At 68.7% G+C, this 16,665-nt stretch carries 15 protein-coding genes and 2 tRNA genes; 9 read left to right on the top strand and 8 right to left on the bottom strand.

From position 1 onward, the window contains the following. The coding region (gene pepN / locus ACLBYD_RS08325) for an aminopeptidase N (RefSeq protein WP_447816047.1) at positions 1-2,182 on the bottom strand (2,182 nt) is incomplete at its 3' end. Positions 2,183-2,245: 63 nt separating this feature from the next. Continuing rightward, positions 2,246-3,487 (bottom strand): NAD(P)/FAD-dependent oxidoreductase, encoded by a 1,242-nt coding sequence (locus tag ACLBYD_RS08320; protein ID WP_447816046.1) that lies wholly within the window; start codon positions 3,485-3,487, stop codon positions 2,246-2,248. Between the two features lie 159 nt (positions 3,488-3,646). On the opposite strand from ACLBYD_RS08320, the gene ACLBYD_RS08315 reads away from it, so the two are divergent. The 5 genes from ACLBYD_RS08315 to ACLBYD_RS08295 all read left to right on the top strand — a co-directional run bounded on the left by ACLBYD_RS08315 (position 3,647) and on the right by ACLBYD_RS08295 (position 7,704). Beyond that, positions 3,647-4,279 (top strand): mycothiol-dependent nitroreductase Rv2466c family protein, encoded by a 633-nt coding sequence (locus tag ACLBYD_RS08315; RefSeq protein WP_447816045.1) that lies wholly within the window; start codon positions 3,647-3,649, stop codon positions 4,277-4,279. A gap of 37 nt (positions 4,280-4,316) precedes the next feature. Next, a complete protein-coding gene (locus ACLBYD_RS08310) occupies positions 4,317-4,904 on the top strand; it encodes a GNAT family N-acetyltransferase (RefSeq protein WP_447816044.1) in 588 nt (195 codons plus the stop codon). A 190-nt stretch (positions 4,905-5,094) separates the two neighbouring features. Continuing rightward, positions 5,095-6,309 carry an SfnB family sulfur acquisition oxidoreductase gene (locus tag ACLBYD_RS08305; protein WP_447816043.1) on the top strand — a complete coding sequence of 405 codons (1,215 nt, stop codon included), beginning with the start codon at positions 5,095-5,097 and terminating at the stop codon, positions 6,307-6,309. 114 nt (positions 6,310-6,423) lie between these two features. Further along, the gene (locus ACLBYD_RS08300) at positions 6,424-6,903 is read left to right on the top strand and encodes a ribose-5-phosphate isomerase (protein WP_447816042.1); all 480 of its coding nucleotides are present in this window, start codon (positions 6,424-6,426) and stop codon (positions 6,901-6,903) included. Positions 6,904-6,906: 3 nt separating this feature from the next. Continuing rightward, complete coding sequence (locus ACLBYD_RS08295; RefSeq protein ID WP_447816041.1) at positions 6,907-7,704, top strand: Fpg/Nei family DNA glycosylase; 798 nt, start codon at positions 6,907-6,909, stop codon at positions 7,702-7,704. Positions 7,705-7,738: 34 nt separating this feature from the next. On the opposite strand, the gene ACLBYD_RS08290 is transcribed toward ACLBYD_RS08295, so the two are convergent. The 6 genes from ACLBYD_RS08290 to ACLBYD_RS08265 form a co-directional block, all read right to left on the bottom strand. Beyond that, positions 7,739-8,533 carry a hypothetical protein gene (locus tag ACLBYD_RS08290; RefSeq protein WP_006551135.1) on the bottom strand — a complete coding sequence of 265 codons (795 nt, stop codon included), beginning with the start codon at positions 8,531-8,533 and terminating at the stop codon, positions 7,739-7,741. A gap of 55 nt (positions 8,534-8,588) precedes the next feature. Then, positions 8,589-9,695 (bottom strand): wax ester/triacylglycerol synthase domain-containing protein, encoded by a 1,107-nt coding sequence (locus ACLBYD_RS08285; protein WP_447816040.1) that lies wholly within the window; start codon positions 9,693-9,695, stop codon positions 8,589-8,591. Between the two features lie 119 nt (positions 9,696-9,814). Beyond that, positions 9,815-10,390 (bottom strand): hypothetical protein, encoded by a 576-nt coding sequence (locus ACLBYD_RS08280; protein ID WP_447816039.1) that lies wholly within the window; start codon positions 10,388-10,390, stop codon positions 9,815-9,817. A gap of 12 nt (positions 10,391-10,402) precedes the next feature. After that, positions 10,403-11,470 carry a zinc-dependent alcohol dehydrogenase gene (locus tag ACLBYD_RS08275; RefSeq protein WP_447816038.1) on the bottom strand — a complete coding sequence of 356 codons (1,068 nt, stop codon included), beginning with the start codon at positions 11,468-11,470 and terminating at the stop codon, positions 10,403-10,405. Positions 11,471-11,543: 73 nt separating this feature from the next. Next, positions 11,544-12,761, bottom strand: a complete 1,218-nt coding sequence (locus ACLBYD_RS08270) for a carboxylate-amine ligase (RefSeq protein ID WP_447816037.1) — start codon at positions 12,759-12,761, stop codon at positions 11,544-11,546. 582 nt (positions 12,762-13,343) lie between these two features. Next, positions 13,344-13,417: transfer RNA gene (locus ACLBYD_RS08265), tRNA-Gly, on the bottom strand. 139 nt (positions 13,418-13,556) lie between these two features. Here ACLBYD_RS08265 and ACLBYD_RS08260 point away from each other — a divergent pair. From ACLBYD_RS08260 to ACLBYD_RS08245, 4 genes are all read left to right on the top strand, one after another. Continuing rightward, positions 13,557-13,633 (top strand) — tRNA-Pro (locus tag ACLBYD_RS08260). Between the two features lie 73 nt (positions 13,634-13,706). After that, positions 13,707-15,092 (top strand): trigger factor, encoded by a 1,386-nt coding sequence (gene tig, locus ACLBYD_RS08255; RefSeq protein ID WP_447816036.1) that lies wholly within the window; start codon positions 13,707-13,709, stop codon positions 15,090-15,092. 142 nt (positions 15,093-15,234) lie between these two features. Then, positions 15,235-15,861 (top strand): ATP-dependent Clp protease proteolytic subunit, encoded by a 627-nt coding sequence (locus ACLBYD_RS08250; RefSeq protein ID WP_016691866.1) that lies wholly within the window; start codon positions 15,235-15,237, stop codon positions 15,859-15,861. A 46-nt stretch (positions 15,862-15,907) separates the two neighbouring features. Further along, a complete protein-coding gene (locus tag ACLBYD_RS08245; protein WP_016691867.1) occupies positions 15,908-16,570 on the top strand; it encodes an ATP-dependent Clp protease proteolytic subunit in 663 nt (220 codons plus the stop codon). Positions 16,571-16,665 lie beyond the last annotated feature (95 nt).

Here is a 16,665-nt window from a genome sequence, read left to right as displayed (position 1 = left end):
CCGTCGGGTCGCGTTCGGCCTCCGCGTCGATGAACGGCGACTCGACCCCCTCGGCGTCGACCTCACCCGCCGCGGCGAGCGCCTGGATGATCCGCCAACGCAGATCGGTGTCGACCGTCAGCCCGGGCAGGCCGACCGTCGCCGGATCCGCGCCCAGCAGCTCCTCGAGCACCTCGGTGTGCCAGGGCGACAGGTACGCGGTGGTCAGCGCGTTGACGAACGCGAGCTGATGGTCGGAGCCGGCCTCGGACTCGCGGGCGAGCTCGAGCAGGCGGTTGGCGAAGTCCGCCCGGCCCTGCTCCGCGGCCCAGGACGGGTCGGCGTAGCTCTCCAGCGCGGTGTGCGCTTGCATGAGCAGACGCTGGACGACACCGACCTCGGTCTCGGCGGCGATACCGCGCTGCACGAGGGCGACGAAATCACGCGCCTTCATCTCGGCCTGACGGGTCATCTCCCATGCCGCCGACCACACCAGGGTGCGCGGCAGGGACTCGGCGATGTCGCCGACCCGCTCGATGACGGTCGCGAGCGACTCAGCGTCGAGACGCACCGAGCAGTACGTCAGGTCGTCGTCGTTGACGAGCACGAACGCGCCGCGCGGTACACCCACCAGATCGGGGACCTCGGTGCGCTCGGCGGCGTCGACGTCGATCTCCACGCGGTGCGTGCGGACGAGCTTGCCGGAGCCGTCGTCGTCGTACACACCGATCGCGAGGCGGTGCACGCGGAACTCACCGGCGCCGGGCTGGGCACCTTCCTGCACCACCGCGAAACGCGTGAAGCGTCCCTGGTCGTCGACCTCGAAGTCCGGTCGCAGGATGTTCAGGCCGGTGGTCTTGAGCCACTGGGCACCCCAGTCCGACAGGTCGCGGCCGGAGGCCTTCTCCAGCGCGGCGAGCAGGTCGTCGAAGGTGGCGTTGCCGTAGGCGTGGTCGCGGAAGTACTCGCGCAGACCGGCGAGGAAGGGCTCCTGCCCCACATAGGCGACGAGCTGCTTGAGCACCGACGCGCCCTTGGCGTAGGTGATGCCGTCGAAGTTGACCTCGACCGCGGCGAGGTCGGGGATGTCGGCGGCGATGGGGTGCGTCGACGGCAGCTGGTCCTGCCGGTAGGCCCACGACTTCTCGACGTTCGCGAAGGTCGTCCACGCGTTGGTGTACTCGGTGGCCGAGGCCTGGCACAGGACCGACGCGAACGTCGCGAACGACTCGTTGAGCCACAGGTCGTCCCACCAGCGCATGGTGACGAGGTCGCCGAACCACATGTGCGCCATCTCGTGCAGGACGGTCTCGGCGCGGCGCTCGTAGGAGTAGCGGGTGACCTTGGACCGGAAGACGTAGTCCTCCAGGAAGGTCACCGCTCCGGCGTTCTCCATCGCTCCGGCGTTGAACTCGGGCACGAACAGCTGGTCGTACTTGCCGAAGGCGTAGGGGATCCCGAAGTTGGCGTGGTAGAAGCCGAAGCCCTGTTTGGTCTCGGTGAACAGCCGGTCGGCGTCCATGTACTCCGCGAGCGACGCTCGGCAGAAGATGCGCAGCGGGATGGTGCCGTGCTCGTCGGTGTACTCGTCGGACCACACCGCGTACGGACCGGCGATGAGCGCGACGAGATAGGTGCTCATCCGCGGGGTGGTGCGGAAGATGTGCAGACCCGGCTGCGCGGCCGCGGTCTGCACGGTGTCGGCGTTGGAGATCACGGCCCAGTCCTGCGGCGCGGTGACCTGCAGGTCGAAGGTGGCCTTGAGATCGGGCTGGTCGAAGCACGCGAACATCCGCTTGGCGTCGGCCGTTTCGAACTGCGAGTACAGGTACACCGCGTCGTCGGTGGGGTCGACGAACCGGTGCAGGCCCTCGCCGGTGTTCGTGTACAGGCAGTCGGCGTCGACGACGAGTTCGTTGTGGGCGGCGAGCCCGGTAAGGGCGATGCCGGTCTCCTCGGAGTATCCGGACACGTCGACGGGGTCGCCGTTGAGGGTCGCCGAATGCACGGTCTTCGCGATGAGGTCGATGAACGTCGAGGCTCCCTCGGTCGCGTCGAATCGCACGGTGGTCACCGACCGGAAGGTCGTGGTGCCCGGCGCGCCGGCATCGTCGGTGAGATCCAGTTCGATGCTGTAGTTGTCGACGGACAGGATCGCGGCCCGTTCGGCGGCCTGCTCGCGGGTCAGATTCGGTGGTGCCACGGGAGAACTCCTTCTCACGACGGAATGTCGGTCGGCGTCCATCCCATCATGATCGGCGAACCTTCACGGAGCGACGTCGGACAACGGCACCGTGGTGTCCGTCAGCCGGCCGACGTCGACGGGCCGCCCGGAGACGATGAGAGCGCGGATGTCGTCCCCGGCATCCCAGATGTTGACGTTCATCCCCGCCCGGACCCGCTGCTCGTCGTCGAGCCAGAACGCGAGGAACTGCCGTCCCGGCACGTCGCCGCGGGTGACCACCCGCGCGTCGCGGGGAGCGAGCCCGACATATTCCATGCCCAGGTCGTACTGGTCGGTGAAGAAATAGGGGAGCCGGTCGTAGGTCGTCTCACGTCCGAGCATCGTCGCGGCCGCGACGGCCGGCTGGTTCAGGGCGTTCGCCCAGTGTTCGACGCGCACGCGGGTGCCGAGCAGCGGATGCTCCGCCGACGCGATGTCGCCGACGGCCACGATGTCCGGATCGCTCGTCCGCATCGATGCGTCGACGAGCACGCCGTCGTCGACCGCGAGTCCGGCGTCGCGGGCCAGCTCGACGTTCGGGCGCGCCCCGACCGCGACGAGCACGGCGTCGGCGGGCACCACACTGTCGTCGCCGAAGCGGATGCCGCTCGCGCGACCGTCGTAGGCGACGATCTCGCGCACCGAGGTGTTCGTCCGCAGATCGACACCGTGCGCGCGGTGCAGGTCGGCGAACACCGCACCCATCTCCTCGCCGAGGGCGCCGGACAGGGGTTGCTTCGCGGTCTCCGCGACCACCACGCCCGCGCCCCGGTCGCGGGCGTTCGCGGCGATCTCCATGCCGATCCATCCCGCGCCGATGACGGCCAGCCATCCCGCGCTGTCGGTCTCGCCCTGGATCGCGGTGAGCAGCGCATCGGAGTCCTCGACGGTGCGCATGACGTACACGCGTTCGGCGTCGGCTCCGGGAATCGGGACCCTGCGGGGCGTCGAGCCCGTGGCGAGAGCGAGCTTGTCGTAGTGGAGCGTCGACCCGTCGGGCAGCGTCACCGTGTGGGCGGCCGGATCGATCGCGGTGACCTTCGTGCCGAGCAGCAGTTCGACGCGGTGGTCGCGGTACCAGTCGCCGTCGTGCACCGTGAAGTCGGCGAGTTGCTTGCGTCCGGCGAAGTAGTCCTTCGACAACGGCGGTCGCTCGTAGGGCAGGTGCTCCTCCGCGCCGATGAGCAGGATGCGCCCGGGAAAGTCGCGGGCGCGCAGTTCCTCTGCCAGCTTGGCGCCGGCCAGACCCGCGCCGACGATCAGAAACGTTTCCTCACCCGACATCGTGGTGCCTCCGCTGTGATGCGTGCCGGACCTGCTTCCCGGCTCCGACGTTACGGCTACCGCCCGCACTACGGCCCGGTTCAGGAAGAATCGTCGACGGGGCCGTGTTGAACATGCTTGTAGTTGTCCGGCCCGTACGAACTCTTGTGAGGAGATCTCTTGAGCGACCTGACTGCCGCGTCCTCGACCGGCAAGGACACCGCCGACTTCTGGTTCGATCCGTTGTGCCCGTGGTGCTGGATCACCTCGCGCTGGATCCTCGAGGTCACGAAGGTGCGCGACATCGAGGCGCGTTTCCACGTCATGAGCCTGGCCGTGCTGAACGAGGGGCGCGACCTGCCGGAGGAGTACGCCGAGCTGATGACGAAGGCCTGGGGCCCGGTGCGCGTCGCGATCGCTGCGGCGCAGAAGTACGGCGACGACATCCTCTCCCCGCTGTACACGGCGATGGGCACCCGCATCCACAACGAGGGCAACAAGGACTTCGCGGACGTGATCGCCGCGTCGCTCGCCGAACTCGACCTCGACGCCTCGCTGGCCGAGGCCACCGACAGCGACGCCTACGACGAGGCTCTGCGCACGAGCCACCACGCCGGCATGGACAAGGTGGGCCAGGACGTCGGTACCCCGACGATCCATGTCAACGGCATCGCCTTCTTCGGGCCCGTCCTGTCGAAGATCCCGCGCGGCGAAGAGGCCGGCAAGGTGTGGGACGGTGTGGTTGCCCTCGCGTCCTACCCGCACTTCTTCGAGCTCAAGCGCAGCCGCGACGAGGAGCCCGACTTCTCCTGACCGGGCACCGCCGTGGCGCTCGGTAGAGTGCCACGGCGTGTCGAACGATCATGTGGTCCGGCCGGCGACGGTGCACGATGTCGAGAAGGCGACGGCAACGCTCGGACGAGCGTTCCGCGACTATCCGTTCACCCGCTACACCGTCGACGGCCGGGACCACGAGACCCGGGTCCGCGACCTCCAAGGGCTCTTCCTCGCCGAGATCGGCATGCGCTGCGGCGAGGTGTGGGTCTCCGACGACGTCGACGCGGTGGCCGTCTGGACGACGCCCGGCTCCACCGGACTCAGGGAGGCGTTCGCGTCCGTCTCCGATCGGGTGACGGAGCTGCGGGGTGATCGTGCCCGCGCCGCCGAACTGGCCGAGCAGGCCACCGCGGAACTGCAACCGAGCGAGCCGGTGTGGTTCCTGGCCACGGTGGGCGTCGATCCCGCCTCGCAGGGGCGCGGCCTGGGACGGGCCGTCCTCGAACCAGGACTCCGCGCGGCCGAGCGGCAGGGGGTCGCGGCCTGTCTGGAGACCTCCTCGGAGGCGAACGTCGCGCTCTACGAACGTCTCGGATTCGTGGTCACCGGTGTCGTGGAGCTGCCGGACGGCGGCCCGAAGGTCTGGGCGATGCGCCGCTGACCTGCCGCGGCGGGGTTCGCCACGCTCGGGACCGAAGGTCGCAACGCTCCGCCGTACAGACTTGTGCTCACTCCGAATTCAATTCTCGGCTTCGGGTCGGGCGCGGACTACCGTGATGCATCATGGCTGTTCCCTGTCCCCGTACCCTGCTCGTCACAACCAGCGCGTCGCTCGCGCCGGAGGTGACGCGATGACCACCTCACGCACCGCGACCCGCCTCGCCGACACCGACGAGGCCCTGCGCGTCGCCTCCGCGCTCGCCGACGAGTTCGCAGCCGGCGCGTCACGTCGTGATGCCGAACGGGAACTGCCGCGCGACGAGATCCGCGCGCTCGCGGCCTCCGGACTGCTCGCGGTGACCGTGCCCACCGAATACGGTGGCATCGCCACTCCGTACGAAGTGGTCGCCGAGATCTTCCGCATCCTCGCCTCCGCGGATCCGAGCATCTCCCAGATCCCGCACTCGCACTTCACCTTCCTCGAGGCGATCCGGTCCCAGGGAAGCGACGAACAGAAGCGCTTCTTCTACGGCGAGGTGCTCGACGGGGCACTGTTCGCCAACGCCCAGAGCGAACGCGGGTCGCGTGCGGTGAACGTCGACAGCACGGTGCTGCGCCGACAGGGCGACGGTTATGTCCTCACCGGCCGCAAGTTCTACAGCACCGGTGCACTGTTCGCCGATTGGATCGCGGTGCGCGCCAGTCTCGCCGACGACCCGGACGCAACCGACGCGTCGACCCCGAAGGCCGTCGCCTTCGTCCGGCGCGAGACTGCCGGACTCACCGTCGTCGACGACTGGGACGGCATGGGCCAGCGCACCACCGCCAGCGGCACCGTCACCCTCGACGACATCGAGGTCCCCGACGCGGCGGTCGTGCCATACACGCCGATCTTCGAAGCGCCCACCACCTACGGCGCCCAGGCGCAGCTGCTGCACTCGGCGATCGACGTGGGTATCGCGACCGGCGCGCTCGCCGAGGCCGTCGTCCAGGCAGGTCGCGCGCGTCCGCACTTCGAGGCGGATGTGGAACGCGCAGTGGACGATCCGCTGCTCGTCCAGATCGCCGGGGAGGCCACCGTCACCGTCCGCGCCGCCCAGGCACTGCTCGCGGAGGCAGGGCGGGCCGTCGACCGCGCACGCGCGAACCCGACCGCAGAGTCCACCGCCGCGGCCTCCATCGAGGTCGCGACCGCGAAGGTCGCCGCGACCCGCGCCGCTGTGGAGACGGCGAACATCCTGTTCGAACTCGGCGGCACCCGCAGCGCGTCGGGAGCCGCGAATCTGTCGCGCTACTGGCGCGACGCCCGCACCCACACCCTGCACGACGCGACCCGGTGGAAGCTCCAGCACATCGGCCGGTGGACCCTCAGCGGCACCCACCCGCCGCGCTACGGTGTGCTCTGACCCGCCCTCGGCGGGGTGTGCTCTGACCCGCCCCGGCGGGGTGTTCTCCGACCCGCCCCTCGCACGGCGAACGGCGCGTGCGGGCGAGCGGACGGGCCTCGTTAGACTCGGCCCATGCGCGTTTACCTGGGAGCCGACCACGCGGGCTTCGAACGGAAGAATGAGATCATCGAGCACCTGAAGAAGAACGGCCACGAGCCGATCGACTGCGGTGCGTTCGAGTACGACGCCCTCGACGACTACCCGGCCTTCTGCATCGAGGCTGCGCGGCGCACCGTCGCCGACAAGGGCAGCCTCGGCATCGTGCTCGGTGGCAGCGGCAACGGCGAGCAGATCGCCGCCAACAAGGTGCCGGGTGCGCGCTGCGCCCTCGCCTGGAGCGTCGACACCGCCGAGCTCGCGCGCGAGCACAACAACGCGCAGCTCATCGGCATCGGTGGCCGCATGCATAGCCTCGAGGAGACCCTCGCGATCGTCGACGCCTTCCTGTCGACCGAGTGGTCGAACGAGGAGCGTCACCAGCGCCGCATCGACATCCTCGCCGAGTACGAGAAGACCGGCGAGGCCCCGGCAGTTCCCGGCGCGCCCGCCTGATCCGTGCCCGAAGGACACATCCTGCACCGGCTCGCCCGGCGGCACCACGAGTGGTACTCGGGTGCGCCGGTGCGGGTGTCCAGTCCGCAGGGGCGGTTCGCCGACGGTGCCGCCGCCGTGGACGGGCGCGTCCTGACCCACGCGGACGCGTGGGGCAAGCATCTCTTCCACCACTACGAGGGCGGTCTCGCCGTCCACGTGCATCTCGGTATCTACGGTGAGTTCACCGACCGCGAGTTGCCGCTCGGCGAACCGGTCGGACAGGTACGGATGCGGATGATCGGCGCGCGCCACGGCAGCGACCTGCGCGGTCCGGCGGCGTGCGAGGTGCTCACCCCCGGCGAGGTCGAGGCGATCGAGGCCCGACTCGGTCCCGACCCGCTACGACCCGACGCCGATCCCGAGCGGGCGTGGCGTCGCATCGGCAGATCACGCACCGCGATCGGGGCGTTGCTCATGAACCAGGCCGTCATCGCCGGGGTCGGCAACGTGTACCGGGCCGAAGTGCTCTTCCGTCACGGCATCCATCCCGAACGTCCGGGAAACACGCTGTCCCGCAGCGAATTCGACGCGATCTGGGTCGATCTCGTCGAACTGATGAACGTCGGTGTGGAGCACGGGCGCATGCACGTCGTGCGACCCGAACACGACCACGGCGCACCGGCCTACGCCAAGAACAGGCCCCGGACGTACGTCTATCGCCGTGCCGGCGAACCCTGCCGGATCTGCGGGACTCCCGTTCTGCACTCGGTCATGCAGGCGCGGAACCTGTTCTGGTGCCCGGTCTGTCAGCCGAGCTGACCCGACTCACAAGACCCGACTCGGAAGACCCGGATCAGAAGTCGAAGCCCCCGAAATCGAATCCGCCGCCGTCTCCGCCACCGAAGTCGCCGCCACCGAAGTCGTCACCGCCTCCGTACTCGTCGCCCCCGCCGTACTCGTCACCACCGCCGAAGTCGTCGCCCGCACCTGTCTCCGCCGACGGATCGCCGACACCGGATTCGAATGCCTGCGCGTCGTAGGGGACACCGGCCATCCCGGCGAACATCGTCGAGAAGAGCAGCATCGAGCCGACGCCCCACGCGCCCGCGACCAGGGCGGGCTTCCACCACGGCTCCGAATACCAGCCCGCAGGGACAGGCCGGCCCGCGACGCGGCCGCCGGGGTAGTAGTTCGGCGTCGCGGAGGACGGTGACGGCGACGCGGCGATGGTGCGGCCCTCGAAGTCGACGGTGCGCTTCTCGGTGACCTCGCCGGCGGACTTCTGTCCGTCGAGCGTCGGGATCTCCGGCCCCGGGTCCATGCCCATCGCCAGGCGCGCGGCGCGGATGTAGTACAGACCTTCGAGCGCGGTCTGTTTTGCGAGACGCGCCTGCATCGGCGAGTTCGCCTGCTCGATCTGGGAGCCGGCGGCGGTGAAGCGCTCGGACGCGTCCGCCAGCGCCTGACGCGAGGCGTCGTCGGTGCCGGTCAGGTTGTAGATCTGGCCGCCGAGACGCTCGATCGCCTGCCGTGCGTCGGCCTTGGCGTCGTCGAGGGTGACGGTGCGGTGACGGGTGGTGCTCTTCTGGGAGCGGGAGACGAAGTACACCACGGCACCGACGGCAGCGAGGATGAGCAGAAGTTCCACGGCCGATCCTTCCGGTGGGGGAGGGTTCTGTCACCCAGCGTACCGACGCGGGGAGTCACTCCCCGAGGACCGCGCGCATCCCTTCCTGCAGGCACGAATCGAACGAATCGCGGTTGGGGACGACCGTGGGGTCCACCGCCAGGCCCATGCAGCAGGTGTCGCGATAGGACATCGCCGACGCGGTCATCATCGCGCCGACGGCCGCACCGAAGCCGTAGTACCGCTCGATCTTCGCGCCGCCGACGTAGAGCGGCGCGTGGGAACCGGGGAGCGTGGACACCACCACGTCCCGCGGACCGACGGCGATGTCGGCCTGTGCACCGGCGGAGGATGGGAACGAGATGTCGATGCGCCGCATGAGATCGACCGCGTCCATCGCCTGGAGGTCGGCCGCATCCTCGGGTGCCATGGGCACCGCCCCGCCGTCCGGCCCGGGGACGACGACGCGCAGGCCGTCGATCGAGCGACCGTGTCGACGGCGGTACTCGCTGCACGCGAGGAGCATCGCAGCGGAGAACCCGCTCGTCACGCGACAACCCGCGCGTTCGCAGGCGTGACGCAGGGCGCCGAGATCCGCGTCGAGCACGTGCAGTCGCGGGGCGCGGGGTGCGGGTTCCTCGCGGTCGCCGGTACGTCCGAGCAGGGCGTTGATCAATCCGGTGCCCAGCGAGGTGAAGACGTGTGCGGCGGTGCGGAACGACTCGGCGCTCTGCTCGGACACCGATCTCGCCCACGACAACATGGAATCGGACTGCCCGGGGGCCGGCACGGAGCCGAGGTGGCGGAGACGGATCACCAGTGCCGACTGGCCGCCGTCGAGGCCGTCGAGCAGGGTCAGTTCCCAGCGTGGATGCCGGAGACCGACGGGGTCGGGTGCCGTCCGGGCGTAGGTGAGTACCTCCTCGAAACTCGCTGGGGCGGGTAGCTCGACCCGCTCGAGATGCCAGGGCGGATCCGAGTCGGGATGCCCGGCGCGGCGCGGCGGGTCGAGCCCGAACGGCAGTTCCACCACCCGGTGCCGGAAACTGGGCGACTCGTGGTTGCCGGGCGCGAGCACTGCGGCGACCCGATCCCAGTCGGGGGTGGCATCGAGAAGGACCGCGGCGACGACGGAGGAGCCGGGAGAGAGGGCCCGGGGGAGGTCGTCGGAGGTGTCCTTCACAAGAGGGACGGTCTCATATCGTGAACGACGCACACCCCTGCTTGACTCTCGCTTTGCACTATCGAGTCGAAAAGGTGACACGTCGTTGCTGGATTCGGGATCTCCCCACGTGCCGGTTCTCACCTCCGTGAGCGCCCTTTCCGGCGTACCACCACCGCTGCGCCCAGACCCGCTGCGGCGATCCACGGTGCGCCGGAGACGAACGGATCGAGCCACTGGTGGTTGACGTCGGCACGCGAACTCCGCCGCCTCGACGCCCCGCCGTGCGCGGTGATCTCCGACCGGATCCCGCTCTCGGTCACGGGATTGTCGGGACGGCCCTGCATCAGGGCCCGCACCCGGCTCTCGGTGACGTCGATGCGGTCGGCGCCGATCAGGAGCAACCAGTGCGCGGCGCGGCCTTCGCTGTAGCGGCGGTAGGCGTACCTGCGCACGACACCGGACAGTCCTTTCAGCGGCGCCGTGGTGCCGAAGACCGGGGTGACGAAGGCATGCTCGATCGAGCGTTCGCGGGTCTCGTACCCGGGCTGGCGTTCGGGGAAGTCCCAGTGCGCGCCGGTCGCCTCAGGTGCGAAGCGTTCCTTCGGCACCGAGGGCCGGTCGCGAGGATCCAGGTCGACCCCCCATCCGGGGATGCGGGCGCGCAGCTGGTCGGGGGTCTCCGGGGGTTCGGGCTTGTCTGCGGTGTAGGCCATGGCGGATCCTCCTCAGCTCCCGTCGGCGACGATGATCGGCTTGATGCACCCGTCGAGCTTCGACGAGAACATGTGGTAGGCCTCGGGGATGTGTTCGAGCGGGACACGATGCGTGACGATGTCGTTCGGCTTCAGGTAGCCGTTGCGGACGTGCTCGAACAGACGGGGCCACTGACGTTTGACGGGGCACTGGTTCATCCGCAGGGTCAGTCCCTTGTTGAGCGCGTCGCCGAACTTCACGGCACTGAAGATCGGGCCGTAGGCGCCCACCACCGAGACGGTGCCGCCCTTGCGGACACCGTCGATGGCCCAGTTCAGCGCGACCGGCGAGCCACCTTGCATCTTCAGTTTCGCGGCGGTGACGTGCTGCAGGAAGTTGCCGTCGGCCTCCGCCCCGACCGCATCGATGGCGACGTCCGCTCCGAGATGACCGGTGATCTTCTTCAGGTGGACGATGATGTCGTCGTACTCCGCGAAGTTGTAGGTCTCGGCGTGAGCGAAGGTCCGGGCCTTCTCCAGCCGGTATTCGAGATGGTCGATCACGATGACCCGGCCGGCACCCATGAACCAGGCGGACTTCGCCGCGTACAGGCCCACCGGGCCGGCGCCGAAGACCACGACCGTGTCGCCTTCGACGATGTCACCCAGCTGCGCGCCGAAGTATCCGGTCGCGAGGGCGTCGGTAAGCATGAGGGCGTCGTAGCCGCCGCAGGTATGCGAGTAGCCGTAGATGCCGCCGACCGCGGTGGCGTTGGGATTGACGTTGTGACAGTTCGAGTACAGGCCGCGCGCGCAGAAGAAGCACGACCCGCAGAAGACGTTGAACGGGACCATGACCCGGTCTCCGGGTTTCAGGTTCTGCACCGACGGACCGACCTCGTGGACCACGCCGACGAACTCGTGGCCGAAGGTCGTACCGACGCGGGTGTCGGGCATCATCCCGTGGTAGAGGTGCAGGTCGGAACCGCAGATCGCCGCCGACTCGACGCGCACGATGGCGTCGTTGGGGTGCTCGATCCGGGGAATGTCCTTCTCTTCGACGCGGACCCGATAGGGGCCGCGATAGACCATCGCGCGCATACGTGCTCCCTCGTCGTGGCTCGTGTGGTCGCGAATACCCGAGGGAAGGTGCTCCAAACGGCAGGTCGCGGGATCAGAGCGCCGGGACGTCCGGGGCCGGGTGGGCACCGCCGGACAGAGGAGGAGTCTGCGGTCCGTCGACGAACGCCCGTCGCAGGGCATCGACGACGTCGGCGACGGCGTGACGGCGGGCGAACGCGCGTCGCTGCAGCATCGCCCCGGTGCCGCGGGCGAGGACCGCCTCCCACATCGCCACCGCGCACCGGCGGTCGCCGGTCTCCTCGAGTTGTGGGCCGAGGTACCGGAGGAATGCGCGGAAGGACTGCTGCGCGGTGGTGGGCCGCCCGGTGAACACGTCGACGGCACGTCCGGTCGGCCCCTCGCGCGCGGCACACAGATAGGCGGCGTGGACGATCTCGTCGGCGACCGGGGGAGCAGCGATGCCCTCCCGGACCTCCCGTTCGGCGGTAGCGACGAGCGCGCGGACGAGCATCGCCAGGAGAACCGTCTCGTCCACCGTCGCCGGGACGTCGCTCACCCGCACCTCGACGGTGGGCAGATGCGCCGAGGGACGCACGTCCCAATAGACCATGCCCGGATCGAGGATGTTGCCGCTGTCGATCATCATGGCGACGATCGCGTCGTAGTGCTCCGCCGACGTGAACCGTGGGGGAGGACCCGCGCACGGCCACCGGGAGGCCATGATCGCCCGCCAACTGGCGTACCCGGTGTCGCGGCCCCGATGGAGGGGCGAGTTGGCCGTCGCGGCCAGCAGGGTGGGCAACCACACCCGGACGTGGTTGCACACCAGGACGGCGGTCTCGCGGTCCGCGACACCCACATGGACGTGGCAGCCGCAGACCTCCTGCTCCTCGACGAGACGTCCGTACCGCTCGGCCATCGTCCGATAGCGCGGCACATCCGTCACGGACGCGAGCTGTTGGAGCGTGGGCGAGACACCCGAGGCGAGCAGACCCACGTACGCCTCCCGCGCGGCCGCGGCTGCGATGGTCCGGCCTTCGACGACACGCGCGCGCAACTCGGTCGAGCTGTGGCAGACCGGCGTGTTCACCTCGACCTGGGTGCGTTTGAGTTCGTAGTCCATGTCGAGTCCGAGTCGGGCAGCGGCGGCCACGACGAGGTCGTTGCTCGCGGTGAGCCGTTCGGAGGTGGGGTCGACGAGGAAGAACTCCTCCTCGACGCCGACGGTCGGAGCGGATGTCGGGCGGCCGTGTCCGGCGCCCGCGGCGGCCGCAGGCGATTCGGGATTCGGTCTGTGCCACCGAGGCATCGTTGCCTCCCTGCATAGCGAGGCGCCGTCGGTACAGCCGGCGCCNNCGGAGACGCCGGCGCCTTCTCGACCGACCGCTGACCTACGGGGGTGAGACGACGATACTCGGATTTCACACCGGAGAACGGCATTCGGTGGGGGAGAGGGGACCGACCGGAGCCGTTCCCGACTCCGGCCGGCCGGAGGTGGGGCGAGGCCGGTCCCTCGACACCCCCCTGCGGTGTCATCCGACGACGCCCCACCCGTTCGCGGTCGCGTCCGCTGGAGGGACAGGACGAGGAATCACGACGCGGTGGTTCGTGCAGTCGTCGGAATGCGGGTGGGCGGCGCCGGCCGAGACGGGGCCGGACGAGAAGGGCCGAGGGCCGAGGCCGATGCGAGTCGAACCGGAGTGGACTGCAGCCGAGGTCGCATTCGGACGACCTGTGGTGGGGCTGCTTCTCAACCTCGACGGCATGATGACACCCCTCGGGACGATGTGTCCAGAAAATGTGCATGCCACCTGCCGGAAACCGGACGTCGGGCGACGTTCCGGAACGACGAAGCCCGCCGGTGCTGTGCGCACCCGGCGGGCTTCCTCCGTGGAGGGGATGACGGGAATCGAACCCGCGTAGCCAGTTTGGAAGACTGGGGCTCTACCATTGAGCTACATCCCCGTTGCGGCTGCAGCACCGGTGTCGACCGGTGCTGCGGCTTGCGAGATGAGACTGTACCGGACCTCGCTTTGGATTTCATAATCGGGGGGCCGTAGGATTCTGCGATGGGTCCCGCGGTCGGATGCGGTGCCTTCACGACCGGGATGTGGCGCAGCTTGGTAGCGCATCCGCTTTGGGAGCGGAGGGTCGCAGGTTCGAATCCTGTCATCCCGACCAGATCGAACAGCGTCAGCGCGCTCAGTAGTGACACGAACGACCGACAAGAGAGCACGACAGAAGGAGCATGTCCGTGAAGAGCACCGTCGAGCAGCTGAGCCCGACGCGAGTCCGTATCAATGTTGAGGTGCCCTTCGAGGAGCTCCAGCCTGATTTCGACCGCGCTTTCAATGCCCTCGCCGGCCAGGTCCGCATCCCGGGCTTCCGCCCCGGTAAGGCTCCTCGCAAGATCCTCGAGGCCCGCGTCGGCCGCGGCGCCGTTCTGGACCAGGTCATCAACGAGGCCATCCAGAGCCGCTACAGCGAGGCCGTGACCGCGAACGACGTCAAGGTCATCAGCCAGCCCGAGATCGACGTCACCAAGCTCGAGGACAACGTCGAGCTGGCGTTCACCGCCGAGGTCGACGTCCGTCCCGAGATCACCCTCCCCGATTTCTCCGAGATCGCCGTCACCGTCGATCCCGTCGAGATCACCGACGAGGACATCGCCGAGCAGATGCTGTCGCTGCGTCAGCGCTTCGGCACCCTGACGGGCGTCGAGCGTCCGGTGCAGGACGGCGACTTCGTCTCCATCGACCTGTCCGCGACGGTCGACGGCAACGAGGTTCCCGAGGCCGCCACCGAGGGCCTGTCGCACGAGGTCGGCTCCGGCCAGCTCATCGACGGACTCGACGAGGCGATCATCGGCCTGTCCGCCGGCGAGTCGAAGGAGTTCACCTCCACGCTGGTCGCCGGCGAGTACGCCGGTAAGGAAGCCGTCGTCACCGTCAAGGTCAACACCGTCAAGCAGCGCGAGCTGCCCGAGGCCGACGACGAGTTCGCCCAGCTCGCGAGTGAGTTCGACACCATCGGCGAGCTCGAGGCCGACCTCCGCGAGCGCGTCCAGCGCGTCAAGCAGGTCGAGCAGGCCGGCCAGATCCGCGACAAGGTCCTCGAGGTCCTCCTCGAGACCGTCGAGATCCCGGTCCCCGAGGCCGCCGTCCAGGCCGAGGTCGACAGCGCGCTGCACGACGCGATCCACGAGCTCGATCACGACGAGACCAAGCTGAACGAGCTGCTCGAGGCTCAGGGTACGAGCCGCGAGGAGTTCGACAAGGAAGCACGCGAGTCCGCCGAGCGTTCGGTGAAGACCCAGCTGCTCCTCGACGCGATCGCCGAGGCGGAGAACACCACGGTCGAGCAGCAGGAGCTGACCGAGCGCATCTTCTTCCAGGCGCAGCGCTACGGCATCCCGCCGGAGCAGTTCATCCAGCAGATCAGCCAGGCCAACCAGCTCGGTGCGGTCTTCGCCGACGTCCGACGCGGCAAGGCACTCGGCACCGTGGTCGATCGCGCCAACGTGACCGACACCACGGGTGCGACCGTCGACACCGCCGAGCTGTTCGGCACCAAGAAGGACGACGACGCCGAGGGTGAGAACGCCGAGGCGGAGACCACCGAGGACTCGGCCTCCGAGTAGTCGGACGACCCACGGAGATTCGAAACCCCAGGGGCACGAATTTCCGCTTTCAGCGAAGAGGGGCGGCACCGGGCATCCGGTGCCGCCCCGTTTCGTTAGTGTCAGTGTCAGCAACCCACGATCGACGAGAAGGCAGGTACCCGTGACTCCTCAGAATCCGGCGACATCCATCGGTCCCGCGATGACCTCGGCCACCGCTGGGCTGAACCTCAGCGACTCGGTGTACGAACGCCTGCTCCGCGAGCGCATCATCTTCCTGGGCACCCAGGTCGACGACGACATCGCGAACAAGCTGTGCGCGCAGATCCTTCTGCTGTCGGCCGAGGACCCCACCCGCGACATCTCCCTGTACATCAACTCGCCGGGCGGTTCGGTCACCGCCGGTATGGCGATCTACGACACGATGAAGTTCGTCGAGTGCGATGTCGCGACCTTCGCGATGGGCCTCGCCGCCTCGATGGGTCAGTTCCTGCTCTCCGCCGGCACCAAGGGCAAGCGTTACGCACTCCCGCACGCGCGGATCATGATGCACCAGCCGTCCGCAGGCATCGGTGGTACGGCGAGCGACATCGCGATCATGGCGGAGCAGTTCGCACACACCAAGCGCGAGATGGCCGAGCTCATCGCGGAGCACACGGGCCAGTCGGTGGAGCAGATCACCAAGGACTCCGACCGCGACCGCTGGTTCACGGCGCAGCAGGCGCTCGAATACGGCTTCGTCGACCACGTCGTCTCCCGGGCGCAGCAGGCCGGCGGCACCGCCAACTAGGTCCCGGCCCGATCTGCCCTCACACCACCGAATTCTTGGAGAAGCGATGACCAACATGTTCGATCCGCGCCAGCTCGGCGGCGCCGCTCCTGCCTCGCCCGCGAGCCGCTACATCCTCCCGTCGTTCATCGAGCACTCGAGCTACGGCGTCAAGGAATCCAACCCGTACAACAAGCTGTTCGAAGAGCGCATCATCTTCCTCGGCGTCCAGGTCGACGACGCGTCCGCCAACGACGTGATGGCCCAGCTGCTGGTGCTCGAGTCGCTCGATCCCGACCGCGACATCACCATGTACATCAACTCGCCGGGTGGTTCGTTCACCTCGCTCATGGCGATCTACGACACCATGCAGTACGTCCGCGCCGACATCACCACGGTGTGCCTCGGCCAGGCGGCATCCGCCGCGGCCGTCCTGCTCGCCGCCGGCACCCCCGGCAAGCGCCTGGCGCTGCCCAACGCTCGCGTGCTCATCCACCAGCCCGCGACGGGTGGCATCCAGGGTCAGGTCTCCGACCTCGAGATCCAGGCCGCCGAGATCGAGCGCATGCGTACCCTCATGGAGAACACGCTCTCGAAGCACACCGGTAAGGATCCCGAGCAGATCCGCAAGGACACCGATCGGGACAAGATCCTCACGGCGGAGCAGGCCGTCGAATACGGTCTGATCGACCGGGTCCTCGAGTACCGCAAGCTCTCGGCCCAGAAGTAGAACGTCGCAGGCGGNNCCGACGCCGGGACTGTGATCGCCGACACATGTTGTGCTGTACAAATATGACCGGAAACGCGCAGAACCGGTCGACCTGC

It is taken from the genome of Rhodococcus sp. C26F, assembly GCF_053345925.1.
Note: the sequence above shows the minus strand (reverse complement) of the source record. Positions and strands in the feature narration are given on the sequence as shown.